We start from the raw sequence: 13,548 nt of genomic DNA, 5'->3' as shown, positions 1-13,548 counted from the left end.
ATGCGCCTGAACAGTCTCTCTCCGGGGACAGGGGCGGCGCTGCTGATCGCCTGCGGGATGATGTTGGCCTCTGGCCTGCCCCGCGCCCCTGATCTGCCGCCGGGGCCCTGGCAGGTGCGGGCGACACGCTCTGTCATCGCCACGCGCGATGGCCCCTATCGCATTCTGGTCTGGCGGCCCGAGGGCAAGACGGGCCGCCGGCCGCTGATCCTCTATGCACCGGGCTGGGGGGATCGTGGCGAGGCCGGATCGCGTCAATTGGCCTATCTGGCCAGCCATGGCTATGTGGCGGTAGCTTTCGACGATCTGGCCCGTGACCCGCCCCGCGCCGGAGAGAGCCCCGCCGACGCTGCCCTGCGCCATGCAGCCTTCGATGAGGCGACACCGCGGGCCTATGCCGCCTCCTTCACCCTTGCCGGTCGCAGAGTGCAGAAGGCGGCGGACAAGGGCAGGGCGATCCTCGACGCTGTGTTGGCCTCCCCGGATCTTGCGGCGCAGATCGATCCGGCGCGGATCGGCTTTCTGGGCTTTTCCTTCGGCGGGGCCACAGCCGTCGAGCAGGCGATTGCCGACCCGCGCATCAAGGCGGTGATCAATCTCGATGGCTGGCTGTTCGGCGAGGCGTCGCGCAGGGTCCTCGCAAGGCCCTATCTGCTGTTCTACATCGACGACGATTTTCCGCCCGCTGGCTGGTCCACCCGATCCGATCCGGGGCAGCGGGCGCTGGCGCAGGCATGCGCCGTCGACCGGGCCATTCACCGGCCTTATCTTGGCCGGGCGGATTTCGTCTGGCTGCACGCTCGTCACGTCTCTCATGAGGATCTGTCGGGAGCCTGGCCCGGCTGGTCATGGAAGCATCCCTTTGCGCCCATGGATGATGACCGGCAGGCGCTGGCTGCTCGGCAGGCGGCGCATGCGCAGATCGTCCGGGCCTTCCTTGACCGCTATCTGCTGGACCAGAACCGGGCTTTTCCGCCTGCCGGGCAGACCTATCCCGGCGATATCAGCGCGATGAACTAATGAGCGGCCCGGAAGCGCCACCGCACCAGGCGGTCGGCCAGCGGGCGTGGCGCCGTCAGGGTCACGATGGACCAGAGGGCCACGGCAAGCCGTTTGGACAGCGGATCGAAACCACGCAGGGCCACCGAGTGAATGGCGTCGATCAGCGCGACCTTGCGGCTGTCCTCGGGCAGGGGGTGGCCCTGCGGGTCCATCCGCAGCGAGGCGACGCGCAGTTGCAGCAGATGTCGGCTTGAGCGCAGACGCGCCTTGTCCGGCGGTGGCGTGCCCAGTTCGTTGCAGATGCTTTCGGCGCTGCGCTGGCGTGACATGGCCCGCGCCACCTCGCGTCCGAACCGTCCGGGAGAGGCGAAGAGGTTGCTGTCGTTCCCGCCATGCTGCCGGTAGAGCACCAGCGGTTGCAGCACGGTCACCACGTCACCCAGCAGCGGGGCCAGCGCGAGGCAGGTGGAATCGGTGAAGCTGTCATGCTCCGGCCCGATGGGGAAGAAACGCGCCAGAAAATCCCGCGCATAGGCGTTGCCCGAGCCGGGAGGCGTGGGATATTCGGTCATCTCGACGCTCCAGCGTCGCACATCCTCGGGACGCGGGGCCTCGGCTATGGCGGGCAGCACCGAGCCCAGCGAGCGCTCCTCGACATCGACGCGCTGCATCTGCACCTGCACCTTGCTGACGCCGGGTCGCCACACAGACGCGACGGCGCGGGCGAAATGGGAATCGAGAATGTCGTCGGCATCGAGAAACACCACGATGTCGCCCCGCGAGGCGGCAAAGCCGGTGTTGTTGGCCGATCTCTGCCCGCCATTGGGCTGGAAGATCGCCTGCACGCGGTCGCCGAAGCTTTCGATCACCGCGCGCGAACCGTCGCTCGATCCGTCATCGACGACGATGACCTCGACATGCGGCCAGTCGAGGTCGAGCGCGCTTTCGATGGCGCGGGCGACGAAGCGGACATAGTTGAAATTGGCGATGATGATGCTGAAGCACGGAGCAGGGGCGATCGTGGTCATGGGCTACCCCTTCATCGCTTGGGCAGGCACAGGGGGCGAAAGGGCAGGCCCCGGATCATCGGCCTTGCGGGACGGGACCACGGGGCGCAGCGCCACGGCAACGCCGGCGAAGAGCGCGACATTGGCGCCCAGATCGGCGCTGGGCGAAATCAGGCAGGCCGGGATCAGCGCCAGCATCGCGGCGGTGGCAAAGGCCCCGCCGATGGTAAGCGCGAGATCGGGGCTGACGCCGAAGCTGGAATGGCGGGTGGGCTGAAACACCGAATAGGCATAGGCCAGAAAGGCGCCGCATCCGACAAGGCCGGTCGAGCCGATCATCGCGGTCACCAGGCTCGACGAGCGGAAGCTGCCCGGCCCGATGCCCAGCCCGTAGGAGGTCTTGAAGGCGTCGAGCCCCTGCATCGCCCAGAACAGGCGCTGCTGAGCGGAGTCGGAGCCCGACTTGTTCACCGTCATGTGCAGGATCATGTCGGAGGCGCTGGCGAGAAATTGCGGCACGGCCAGCAAGGCCACCGCCATCAGCAGCAGCCCCACCAGCGTGGCCACCACCAACTGCTTCACCCGCAGCGATTGCGCCAGATGCGGCATCACGATGACGCGCAGCGCAAAGAAGCCCATATAGGCCGCCAGCGCCAGATAGGCCGTCGAGGAGGTGCTGATGACCAGCAGCATCGCCAGCGCCAGAGCCGTGACGCCCGTGGCGCGCGGGCGGATCGAGCGGTACCACAGCTCGGCATTCAGCGTGAAATAGGCGAAGGCGAAATCGGCGTAGGACGAGCTTTCGGGAAAGAACCCCCTGATCCGCACGAAGCCCCCGACCGCCTGGTCGAGCTGGGCATAATTGCCGTTACGCATCAGTTCGAACACCGCGTTGAGCGGCGTGCCTGCCGCCAGCGCCGTCGCCAGCCCCAGCACGATGTGGAGCCAGCTCACCAGGATGGCGGTGCTGATCAGCGTGGCGACCCCGCCGCGCAGGCGCGCCATCAGATAGGCCGCCACGGCCACCGCCAGCGTGCCCAGCAGATAGACGCTCGTCGTGATGTTCTGGGTGGAGGGCACCAGCGGCACGGTGTCGAAGAGCGTGCGGGCCGCATCGAAGCGCAGCGGCGTCACATCGATCTGATTGGCGAACAGGCGCGGCGCGATGACAGCGCTGGCCACGCCATAAAAAGTATAGAGCACCAGCCAGCGGTTCGCGCGGACCGCATCGGGCAGCAGCGCGAGAAAGCCGCCGCGCGGCGCGAGGATGCGCAGATAGACGATCAGGCAGGCGAACTGGATCGGCGGGATCGATGAGCCGCCCAGCGCGGGCAGAACAATGGCGGCGCTGCCCGCGAACAGGCCGGAGATGATCATGAAGGTGACGGCATGGCGCAGCGATCCGCCAAAGAAGATGACGGCGCCGATCACCAGCTGAATAAGACCGATGAAGGTCAATTGCATCGCGGCACCTCGCGCGGAACGCCCGGTCAGGCCCCGAAAGCGGGGATCGACCGGAACGCAGGGTTCCGCAGTTTGCCTTCGGGCTCAACCGGTCATTGGAAGTAGCCGCGGCATTGGCCAAAAGGGGTAGGGCGCGGGCCGGGAGCATCGGGCGGGATGTTCGCGCTGCAAGGGGCGTTTCAGCAGGAGCCCGCAGATGGGCGCCAGGACCGTCATCGTGGTTCGGCCAAAGCCGAGAAAAAATGTGAGATGAGGCCGGAGATGCCTTAGGGCAATCTTCCGCTTTTCCATATCACCGATTTCAGGGGAGAGAGTTTTGGACTCTCAAGTCCTTGAAATAATGGTGACCCCTACGAGAATCGAACTCGTGTTTCAGCCGTGAGAGGGCCGCGTCCTGACCGCTAGACGAAGGGGCCTAAGCCATTATCAATGTCCCAATCTTCCGTTAGGAAGAGATGGTGACCCCTACGGGAATCGAACCCGTGTTTCAGCCGTGAAAGGGCCGCGTCCTGACCGCTAGACGAAGGGGCCACTCTGAAGCTCGGCGGTGAAGCGTTGCGTCGTCGGGAGCCGCGCATCTAGGGGTGAGGCGGGATTCGGTCAATCCCTTTTTTGCATGTTTTTGCGAGATAGTTTTCCACAGGGTAAATCAAGGCATTAGCAACGCTACGCCCGCCGCCGGCGTCAGGAGCGGCCCGATCAGTCGATCAGGGCGGCATCCTCGATATACAGTTCGGCGGCGGGGCGGCTGCCCCAGTCGTCGATCTTCGCGCGGCCCACCAGCCACAGGCTGCGCCCATGCGTGCCATGCAGCAGGGCCTGACCCATGTCGCTGTCGGCGGCGCGGAAGGCCATGGCCTTGAAGCTGGCGCCGTCATTGCCGCGCACGATCATCCGCACATGGTCGGCACCCACCACATCGGCCTTCACCACCTTGACCGGCCCCACCGCCACGCGCGGCCCCGGCCAGCCCATGCCATAGGGCCCGGCGCTCTCAAGCGTTTCGACCAGCGCCGGGTTGAGCCCGCGCGGCGCCACCGCCAGATCGACCAGCAGCGACTGATGCAGCCTTGCGCGCGCCACATCGCTGGCCAGCCGTTCGTCAAGCCATTCGCCCAGCGCATCCAGCTTGTCGGGCGCGATGGTCAGCCCTGCTGCCATGGCATGGCCTCCGCCCGCCACCAGCAGGCCCTGAGCACGCGCGGCAATGATCGCGGCCCCCAGATCGACGCCATGCACCGATCGGCCCGAGCCCTTGCCATGGCCCGCCTCATCGGCCTCCAGAGCAATCACCAGCGTGGGCTTGCCGCTCTTTTCCTTGATGCGCCCGGCCACGATGCCGATCACGCCCGGATGCCAGCCTGCGCCCGCCAGAACCAGCACGCTGCGGTTGTGCTGCTTGTCGACCTGGGCCTCGGCGGCTTCCTGCACGGCCATTTCGATGCCGCGCCGTTCTTCGTTGAGGCGCGAGAGTTGCGCCGCGATCTCGCGCGCTTCCTCCGGATCATGGGTGGTGAGCAGACGCACACCCAGCGTGGCCTCGCCCACGCGCCCGCCAGCGTTGACGCGCGGCCCCAACGCAAAGCCCAGATCCGAGGCGGTGGGCGCGCGCCCCAGCTTGCTGGCATCGATCAGGGCGGCCATGCCGATGTTCTCGCGCTTGGCCATTACCTTCAGGCCCTGCGCGACAAAGGCCCGGTTGAGCCCATGCAGCGCGGCGACATCGGCCACCGTGCCCAGCGCCACCAGATCGAGCAGCGAAAGCAGCGCGCCATTGCTGGGCGTGCCGGGGTACTTCGCCTTGTCCAGCTCGCGGCGCACCGCGATGGCCAGCAGGAAGGCCACGCCGACCGCCGCCAGATGGCCATGCGCCGCGCCGATCTCGCTTTCATCGAGGCGGTTGGGGTTCACCATCGCCACCGTGCGCGGCAGCTCATGCGAGCATTTGTGGTGATCGACGACGATCACCTCCACCCCGGAATCCGCCGCCATGGCCAGCGCATCATGCGCCATGGCGCCGCAATCGACGGTGACGACCAGTTGCGCGCCTTCCTGCCCCAGCCGCACCAGAGCCTCGCCGCTGGGGCCATAGCCCTCCAGCAGGCGGTCGGGGATGTAGTGGCGGGCATCATGGCCGCACAGGCGGATCAGGCGGATCAGCAGCGCGGCGCTGGTGGCGCCATCGACGTCGTAATCGCCATAGACCGCCACCGCCTCGTGCTTGACGATGGCCTGAGCGATGCGGCGGGCGGCCACATCCATATCCTGAAGATGCGAGGGGTCGGGCAGGAACTCACGCAAGGTGGGGCTGCGTTGGCGGCTGAGGTCCTCACGCGAGACGCCGCGCGCCAGCAGAAGCTGGGTGACCAGATCGTCGGCCAGCGGGCCGTCCCAGCTATGGTCGTGCTCCATCATGTCCATATTGCCGCCGCGCCAGTGCCAGGCCTTGCCGCCAAGCGAGCTGCGGCCGGGGATCAGGGCGGAGGAGGTGTTCTGGTCGGTCATGCCGGGCGGTTAGACCATCGCGGGGCATCGCGAAAGGGGTGTGGCTTCGCTTTGGCAAAGCCGCGGCAATATGCGAAGGATGGTGCAGGAGGCGGCGCATGACATCGCACGATCAGGCAGAGGGCGTTATCGTGGCAGAGGTGCCGGAGCCCGTGGGAAGCGGTGTGGCGCTGTTGTTCGCGCAAGGAAGCCGTCCGTCGGCCGAAGAGATCGACGGGCTGCTGGCGGGGCTTCCTGCGGGCAGGATGCTGTCGGTCAGTCACCGGGCCGAGGCCGATCTTGGCGATCTCGAACTGTTGTGCCGGGGGCTGAGTTTCGATCTGCAGGGGCTGGCTCCCGCGCGATCCGCTGCGGTGCCGGTTGTGATGCAGAGGCTGGAGCTGGACGATGATGAGCCGCAACTGGAAGCTGTGACGCTGATGGCCGGGCGGCATCTGGAGGGTGGCGCGCATCTTCTGCCGGTGCTGCGCACGCATCTGGATGTTGCGTTGGCGCTGACGGGCTTGTCGGGGCTGAAAGCGGTGATCTGGGCGCGTTCAGGCGTGATGATGAGCCCGGAGCATTTCGCCCGCATTGTTGGAGGCTGGCTGGAAGGCGGCCCATTTCCTGTGCCGGGGCTGGTGGCCTTGCTGCGTGACGCGGAAGGTGGCCTGCTCAGCAGCTATGGCCTCTCCTTCTTCACGCCTCGTCAGGTGAGGGTGGAGGGTTCTTGCGAGGCGCAGGCGGAGGTCGCGGCAGCGCTGATCGGCAGGCTGGTGGATGGCGATGGCCATGTGCCGGCCTGGATTACCGATAACGACGGCGGCGTCTGGAATGTATCATGGGTGGCGGAACAAGGGCTGGTCACAGCCCGGCGCAGCGCCTGACAGGGGCCGGAAGCGCAAGGCTCCGGCCCCTTTTGGTCACTTACTTGCCCGAGAGGACCAGCGTGTTGGCGGCGCTCAGCACGGCGCGCACACTGGCGGTGGCGACGTCCGTATCGACGCCCACGCCCCAGATGGTCTGCCCTTCCGGCCCGGTGCATTCGACATAGGCGGCAGCCCGCGCATCCGAACCGGCGGAGAGCGCATGCTCGGAATAGTCCTTCACCGAGAGGTTGACGCCGAAGCTGTCCGCCAGCGTCGCCACCACCGAAGAGATCAGACCATTGCCGCGACCCGACACCGACTGTTCCTGACCATCGACACCGATCTTGCCCGCGAAGATGCGCGCGCCATCGGGGCCCTTGGTCTCATCCCAATCCAGCAGCTGGAAATGCTGCGGATCGTTGACGCGGTAGGTCGCCTCGAACACGTTCCAGATGTCGGCGGCGACCAGCTCGCGGCCCAGTTCGTCGGCCAGATCCTGCACATGGCGGCTGAAATGGGCCTGCATGCGCTTGGGCAGCTTCAGGCCCTGATCCTGCTCGATCACCCAGGCGAAACCGCCCTTGCCGGACTGGGTGTTGACGCGGATCACCGCCTCGTAGCTGCGGCCCAGGTCGGCCGGGTCGATGGGCAGGTAGGGCACTTCCCAGAGCGCGTCGTTACGCTTCTCTTGCGCGGCGAAGCCCTTCTTGATGGCGTCCTGGTGCGAGCCCGAGAAGGCGGTGAAGACCAGGTCGCCGACATATGGATGGCGCGGGTGCACCGGCAACTGGTTGCAGTCTTCGACCACCTTGCGCACCGCGTCGATGTCGGAGAAGTCCAGCTGCGGATCGAGGCCCTGGGTGTACAGGTTCAAGGCCAGGGTCACCAGGTCGACGTTGCCGGTGCGCTCGCCGTTGCCGAACAGGCAGCCTTCGACGCGGTCGGCGCCGGCCATCAGGCCCAGCTCGGCGGCGGCCACGCCGGTGCCGCGGTCGTTGTGGGTGTGCAGGCTGATGATCACGCTGTCGCGCTTGTCGACGTGGCGGCCGAACCACTCGATCTGGTCGGCGTAGACGTTCGGCGTGGCGCACTCGACGGTGGCCGGCAGGTTGAGGATGATCTTGTTGTCCGGGGTCGGTTGCCAGACGTCGATCACCGCGTTGCAGACCTCCACCGAGAACTCCAGCTCGGTAGAGCTGAAGATTTCCGGCGAGTACTGGAACGACCACTGGGTATCCGGGTACGCGCGGCACCAGCTTGTCGCGCAGCAGCTTGGCGCCATTCTCGGCGATCTCACGGATCTGCGGGCGTTCCATGCCGAAGACCACCCGGCGGAACGACGGGGCGGTGGCGTTGTAGACGTGGACGATGGCCGCCCCGCGCAGGGATTCGAAGGTGCGGGTGATCAGGTCTTCGCGGGCCTGGGTCAGCACCTGGATGGTGACGTCGTCCGGGATGTGGTTGCCTTCGATCAACTCGCGGACGAAGTCGAAGTCGGTCTGCGGAAGCCGACGGGAAGGCCACTTCGATTTCCTTCAGGCCGACCTGCACCAGGGTCTTGAAGAAGCGCATCTTCTTCGCCGCGTCCATCGGTTCGATCAGCGACTGGTTGCCGTCGCGCAGGTCGGAACTGCACCAGATCGGCACCTCGGTGATGGTCTTCGACGGCCAGGTGCGGTCGGGCAGATTGATGGCCGGGAATGGGCGGTATTTCTCCGAAGGGTCTTTCAGCATGGGCATGATAAGTCTCTGATGCTCTTCACTGGGGCCGCGCGACATTCAACAAGCGGCTATCGGATAGGCTGATCGGTAATCCCTTGGGCGCTCCTTGCGCGCGGCCAGAGGGCACGCGCTCGCTCACGCCCAAGGGCGGATAAGTCGTAGCGCGAGGGTCAGCTTGAAGATCATGCACTCAGCCTATGATGAAGGCGGCGCGGCCTGTAAAGCAAAAACCGCCTTCGAATGCCTGCCCTAGACTACGCGGGCGTTTTGTCGTGCTCCAGCACTGTCTCGAACCAGTCGAGATAGGCTTGCGCGCAGACCTCCGGCTCCAGATGGGCGATCAGGCCCTGCAGATCCGCCAGCGGGGGAGGGCCGCGCCGGGTCACCTCGATCACGGCTTGCGCCAGATCCTGCGGGTTGCGGGTGGGGACCAGCGTGCCCGCTTCGGGGATGGTCATGATGTCATGCAGGAAATGCGAGCAATCGGTGGAGATCACCGGCACGCCATGCGCCAGAGCCTCAACCGCCACCGCCGGGCCGCCCTCGAAATGCGAGGTGCAGAGGAAAGCGTCGGCCTTGCGCAGCCATGGGTCGATCACGGGCACATAGCCGGGCGTGGCGACCACGTCGGACAGCCCCATCTGGCGGATCTTCCTGAGCATGGCCTGATGCAGGCTGCCATCGCCCAGCATGGTCAGCCGGGCAGGGGTGATGGCATTGAGCGAGGCAATGGTGCGCAGCGCGAGCGCGGCATCCTTCTGCTTCTCGAAGCGTCCGGCCCAGAGGAGATGGATGCGTCCGTCATCGGCATGCGGCCCATCGGCGGTCATGTCGTGATGGAGATAGATCGGATCGTAGAGCGTCGCGGTGGACACCGTGGGCGCGAGCTCGGCCAGTTCGCGGGCCAGACCGCTGTTCATCGCGGCAATGCCATCGACAGCGGGGGCAAAGCGGCGGATCAAGGCGCGGATGGGTTTGCCGATCAGCCCGCTGGGCACGGCGGGGTTGGAAACCTTGGCGACAATCTTCGCGCGACCCTTGGCCTTGCCGAAGGCGAGCACCAGCGGGAAATGAAAATTGCCGGGCAGGAAGATGATATCGGGATCGATCTTGCCGAGCATCGGTGCCATCGCCTTGCCCAGATGCAGGCGGGAGATCGGGCCGCGGCGCACGGGCGGATCAAGCTCCACCACCTGCACACGCGGATCGACGGTGGCGCGCAGGCCCCCCTCGGTGGTGCCGCAAAGAATGGTGACGCGATGCCCGGCCTCGACCCAGAAGCGGGCCATGCCGATGGCGATGCGTTCGGTGCCGCCACGCGAAAAATCGTGGAAGCAGATCAATATATGGCGCGAGGGTGCGCGTTCATCACGCGCAAACGACGCGCCGGCGCGCTGCCCCTTCAGGGCAACACGCCGACCACGTCCACTCGGGCCCAGTTTGGTTCCGGGCTCCAAGGCTTAGTTCTTGGACTGGTCGACCAGCTTGTTGGCGCCGATCCAGGGCATCATCGCGCGCAGCTTCGAACCGACCTGTTCGATCTGGTGCTCGGCCGTCAGGCGGCGGCGCGACTTCAGCGTCGGGGCGCCGGCCTTGTTCTCGAGGATGAAGCTCTTGGCGTATTCGCCCGTCTGGATGTCGGTCAGGACCTGCTTCATGGCCTTCTTGGTCTCTTCCGTGACGATGCGCGGGCCGGTCACGTATTCGCCGTACTCGGCGTTGTTCGAGATCGAGTAGTTCATGTTGGCGATGCCGCCTTCATAGATCAGGTCGACGATCAGCTTCAGCTCGTGCAGGCACTCGAAGTAGGCCATTTCCGGCGCGTAGCCGGCTTCGACCAGCGTCTCGAAACCGGCCTTGATCAGCTCGACGGTGCCGCCGCACAGCACGGCCTGCTCGCCGAACAGGTCGGTTTCGGTTTCTTCGCGGAAGTTGGTCTCGATGATGCCGGCACGGCCGCCGCCGACGCCCGAGGCGTAGGACAGGGCGATGTCATGCGCGTTGCCGGTGACGTTCTGGTGGACGGCGATCAGGCAGGGCACGCCGCCGCCCTTCACGTATTCGCCGCGCACGGTGTGGCCCGGGGCCTTCGGGGCGATCATGATCACGTCGAGGTCCTCGCGCGGGATCACCGGCCGTAGTGGACGTTGAAGCCGTGGGCGAAGGCCAGCGCGGCGCCCTGCTTGAGGTTGGCGTGCACGTCTTCGGCATAGACGGCGGCCTGATCTGCTCGTCGGGCACCAGGATCATGACGACGTCGGCCCAGGCGGCGGCTTCGGCGTTGGGCAGAACCTTGAAACCGGCGGCTTCGGCCTTGGCGGCGCTGGCCGAGCCGGGACGCAGGGCGATGGCGACTTCCTTGACGCCGCTGTCGCGCAGGTTCTGGGCGTGGGCATGGCCCTGCGAGCCATAACCAAGGATCGCGATCTTCTTGCCGGTGATCAGGTTCAGGTCGGCATCGGCGTCGTAATAGACTTTCACTGGACTTCCCTTTCATTGCCCGCGCTTGGCGTTGCGCTGGGCCAGGATTGAATGTGCCTGGATGCGAGAACCGGCACGTTTGGTGGTGCCCCAATCGAAACCGGGGCACCGATCAACTCTTGCTGGGGCTTAGGTGCTGGACTTGCCCCGGATCATGCCGACAACGCCGGTGCGCGCGGTCTCGACCAGCCCGAGGTCACCCATCAGGGCCACGAAGCTGTCGATCTTTTCCGGCGTTCCGGTCAGTTCGAACACGAAACTTTCGGTGGTGGTGTCGACGGGCCGCGCGCGGAACACCTCGGCCAGACGCAGCGCCTCGACGCGCGCCTCGCCCTTGCCGACCACCTTGATCAGGGCCAGCTCGCGCTCGACGTAGGGGCCCTGCTCGGTCAGGTCGACGACCTTGTGCACCGGGATCAGGCGCTCAAGCTGGGCGCGGATCTGGTCGATCACGGCAGGCGGGCCATGCGTCACGATGGTGATGCGGCTGATCTGATGGTCGCCGGTGATTTCCGACACCGTCAGGCTGTCGATGTTGTAGCCACGCGCGGTGAACAGACCGGCGATCTTGGCCAGAATGCCCGCCTCATTGTCCACCGTCAGCATCAGGACGTGGCGCTCGGTGGCTTCCTGCTCGATTTTCGTCATCTGGTTCATCTCTCTTACACCAGAGCCTTGGCGCTGTCGTCCATGGTGCCGGTGACCACATCGCCGGGCAGCAGCATATCGGTATGCGCCGCGCCGCTCGGGATCATCGGGAAGCAGTTGGCGTCCTTGGCGACGCGGCAATCGACGATCACCGGGCCGTCATAGTCGATCATCTCCTGAATGCCCGCGTCCAGCTGGCCTTCGTTCTCGATCGAGATGCCCTTCCAGCCATAGGCCTGCGCCAGCTTCACGAAATCGGGCAGGCTGTCCGAATAGGAGTTCGAATAGCGGCTCTCATAGGTCAGCTCCTGCCACTGGCGGACCATGCCCATCCACTCATTGTTGAGGATGAAGATCTTGACCGGCAGGCGATACTGCGTGGCGGTGCCCAGCTCCTGAATGTTCATCTGGATGCTGGCTTCACCGGCAATGTCGATGCACAGCTTGCCGGGGTTGCCGAGCTGAGCGCCGATGATGGCGGGCAGGCCGTAACCCATCGTGCCCAGACCGCCGCTCGTCAGCCACTTGTTGGGGCCGAAGAAGTGGAAGTGCTGCGCCGCCCACATCTGATGCTGGCCAACCTCGGTGCTGATGATCGGATCATGCGCGCGGGTCAGCTCGAACAGACGCTCGATGGCGCGCTGCGGCGGGATGGCAGCGGGGTTCTCGGCATAGGAGAGCGACTTCTTGGCGCGCCATTCGGTCACCCGCGCCTTCCACGCGGTGAGATCCTGAGCCTTGCGGCCCTTCCACCCGTCGAGGATCTGCTGCAGCACCGTGGCGCAATCGCCGATGATCGGCAGATCGACACGCACCGTCTTGTTGACGCTGGCGCGGTCGATATCGATGTGGATCTTGATCGAATTGGGCGCAAAAGCGTCCAGACGGCCCGTCACGCGGTCATCGAAACGCGCGCCGACGCAAATGATCAGATCGGCCTGGTTCATCGCCCAATTGGCTTCATAGGTGCCGTGCATGCCCAGCATGCCCAGCCAGTCCTCATGATCCGCCGGGAAGGCGCCCAGACCCATCAGCGTCGAGGTGACCGGCGCCTTGGTGATCGCCTGCAGCTCGCGCAGCAGCTCGCTGGCGCGGGGCCCCGAGTTGATCACGCCGCCGCCCGTGTAAAACACCGGAGCTTTGGCCTTGGCGATCAGATCGATGGCCTGGGCGATCTCGGCCTCGCCACCCGCGATTTGCGGCGAGTAGCGGTTGCGGCGCTGCACCGGACCTTCGGGGAACATCGCCGTGGCGATCTGCACATCCTTGGGGATGTCGATCACGACCGGGCCGGGGCGGCCGGTGGTGGCGATCTGGAAGGCCTCATCGATCACGGCGGCGAGGTTCGCCGGGTCCTTCACCAGATAGTTGTGCTTGCAGCAATGACGCGTGATGCCGACCGTATCGGCCTCCTGAAACGCGTCAGAGCCGATCAGCGGGGTGCCGACCTGGCCGGTGATGACCACCAGCGGAATCGAATCGAGGAAAGCATCGGCAATGCCGGTGACGGCATTGGTCGCGCCCGGACCGCTGGTGACCAGCACCACGCCCGGCTTGCCGGTGGAGCGCGCATAGCCTTCGGCGGCATGGGCCGCACCCGCTTCGTGGCGGACGAGAATATGGCGCAGGCGCTCTTCGCCGAATAGCGCGTCATAGATGGGAAGTACCGCACCGCCCGGATAGCCGAACACAAATTCCACGTCCTGACGAACCAGGCTTTCAACGAGGATCTGGGCGCCGCTGCGCTCTTCGGTCACGGTGACTTCCTTCTGTATCAATCATCATGCGCCACGGGGGCGCGGTTCACGCAAAGGCGCTTGCGTTGGGCCCGTGCTGCACAAGATGCAACCCCCCAAAGCGCCGATTATCGC

8 protein-coding genes, 2 tRNA genes and 2 pseudogenes are annotated in these 13,548 nt (G+C 65.8%); 2 read left to right on the top strand and 10 right to left on the bottom strand.

Translation table 11 applies throughout. The annotated features are described in order from the left end of the window. Positions 1-1,020: a dienelactone hydrolase family protein gene (locus ABDW49_RS12200; RefSeq protein WP_343612207.1), complete on the top strand. Its 1,020-nt coding sequence runs from the start codon at positions 1-3 to the stop codon at positions 1,018-1,020. On the opposite strand, the gene ABDW49_RS12195 is transcribed toward ABDW49_RS12200, so the two are convergent. The 5 genes from ABDW49_RS12195 to recJ all read right to left on the bottom strand — a co-directional run bounded on the left by ABDW49_RS12195 (position 1,017) and on the right by recJ (position 5,978). Further along, positions 1,017-2,030 (bottom strand): glycosyltransferase family 2 protein, encoded by a 1,014-nt coding sequence (locus tag ABDW49_RS12195; protein ID WP_343612206.1) that lies wholly within the window; start codon positions 2,028-2,030, stop codon positions 1,017-1,019. The genes ABDW49_RS12200 and ABDW49_RS12195 overlap by 4 nt on opposite strands. A 3-nt stretch (positions 2,031-2,033) precedes the next feature. Further along, positions 2,034-3,473 (bottom strand): glycoside hydrolase, encoded by a 1,440-nt coding sequence (locus ABDW49_RS12190; RefSeq protein ID WP_343612205.1) that lies wholly within the window; start codon positions 3,471-3,473, stop codon positions 2,034-2,036. Positions 3,474-3,814: 341 nt separating this feature from the next. Next, positions 3,815-3,889: transfer RNA gene (locus ABDW49_RS12185), tRNA-Glu, on the bottom strand. A 40-nt stretch (positions 3,890-3,929) separates the two neighbouring features. After that, positions 3,930-4,004: transfer RNA gene (locus ABDW49_RS12180), tRNA-Glu, on the bottom strand. Positions 4,005-4,172: 168 nt separating this feature from the next. Beyond that, positions 4,173-5,978, bottom strand: coding sequence for a single-stranded-DNA-specific exonuclease RecJ (gene recJ, locus ABDW49_RS12175; protein WP_343612204.1), 1,806 nt, complete (start codon positions 5,976-5,978; stop codon positions 4,173-4,175). Positions 5,979-6,076: 98 nt separating this feature from the next. Here recJ and ABDW49_RS12170 point away from each other — a divergent pair, with 98 nt between their 5' ends. Next, positions 6,077-6,844 carry a hypothetical protein gene (locus tag ABDW49_RS12170; protein ID WP_343612202.1) on the top strand — a complete coding sequence of 256 codons (768 nt, stop codon included), beginning with the start codon at positions 6,077-6,079 and terminating at the stop codon, positions 6,842-6,844. Positions 6,845-6,884: 40 nt separating this feature from the next. On the opposite strand, the pseudogene leuA reads toward ABDW49_RS12170, so the two are convergent. The 5 genes and pseudogenes from leuA to ilvB form a co-directional block, all read right to left on the bottom strand. Further along, a pseudogene (gene leuA / locus ABDW49_RS12165) lies at positions 6,885-8,566 on the bottom strand (2-isopropylmalate synthase). A 236-nt stretch (positions 8,567-8,802) separates the two neighbouring features. Next, a complete protein-coding gene (locus tag ABDW49_RS12160) occupies positions 8,803-9,891 on the bottom strand; it encodes a glycosyltransferase (RefSeq protein WP_343612201.1) in 1,089 nt (362 codons plus the stop codon). Between the two features lie 117 nt (positions 9,892-10,008). After that, a pseudogene (ilvC, locus tag ABDW49_RS12155) lies at positions 10,009-11,029 on the bottom strand (ketol-acid reductoisomerase). Positions 11,030-11,158: 129 nt separating this feature from the next. Beyond that, positions 11,159-11,677, bottom strand: coding sequence for an acetolactate synthase small subunit (gene ilvN, locus ABDW49_RS12150; RefSeq protein WP_206240356.1), 519 nt, complete (start codon positions 11,675-11,677; stop codon positions 11,159-11,161). Between the two features lie 14 nt (positions 11,678-11,691). Then, positions 11,692-13,434, bottom strand: a complete 1,743-nt coding sequence (gene ilvB / locus ABDW49_RS12145) for a biosynthetic-type acetolactate synthase large subunit (protein WP_343612199.1) — start codon at positions 13,432-13,434, stop codon at positions 11,692-11,694. Between the last annotated feature and the right edge of the window lie 114 nt (positions 13,435-13,548).

Source organism: Novosphingobium sp. (genome assembly GCF_039595395.1).
Taxonomy (GTDB): Bacteria; Pseudomonadota; Alphaproteobacteria; order Sphingomonadales; family Sphingomonadaceae; genus Novosphingobium.
Note: the sequence above shows the minus strand (reverse complement) of the source record. Positions and strands in the feature narration are given on the sequence as shown.

Bases quoted from the DNA above. Each gene is read 5' to 3' on its own strand.
- ABDW49_RS12200 (WP_343612207.1), top strand. From the start codon at position 1: ATGCGCCTGAACAGTCTCTCTCCGGGGACAGGGGCGGCGCTGCTGATC.
- ABDW49_RS12195 (WP_343612206.1), bottom strand. From the start codon at position 2,030: ATGACCACGATCGCCCCTGCTCCGTGCTTCAGCATCATCATCGCCAAT.
- ABDW49_RS12190 (WP_343612205.1), bottom strand. From the start codon at position 3,473: ATGCAATTGACCTTCATCGGTCTTATTCAGCTGGTGATCGGCGCCGTC.
- recJ (WP_343612204.1), bottom strand. From the start codon at position 5,978: ATGACCGACCAGAACACCTCCTCCGCCCTGATCCCCGGCCGCAGCTCG.
- ABDW49_RS12170 (WP_343612202.1), top strand. From the start codon at position 6,077: ATGACATCGCACGATCAGGCAGAGGGCGTTATCGTGGCAGAGGTGCCG.
- ilvN (WP_206240356.1), bottom strand. From the start codon at position 11,677: ATGACGAAAATCGAGCAGGAAGCCACCGAGCGCCACGTCCTGATGCTG.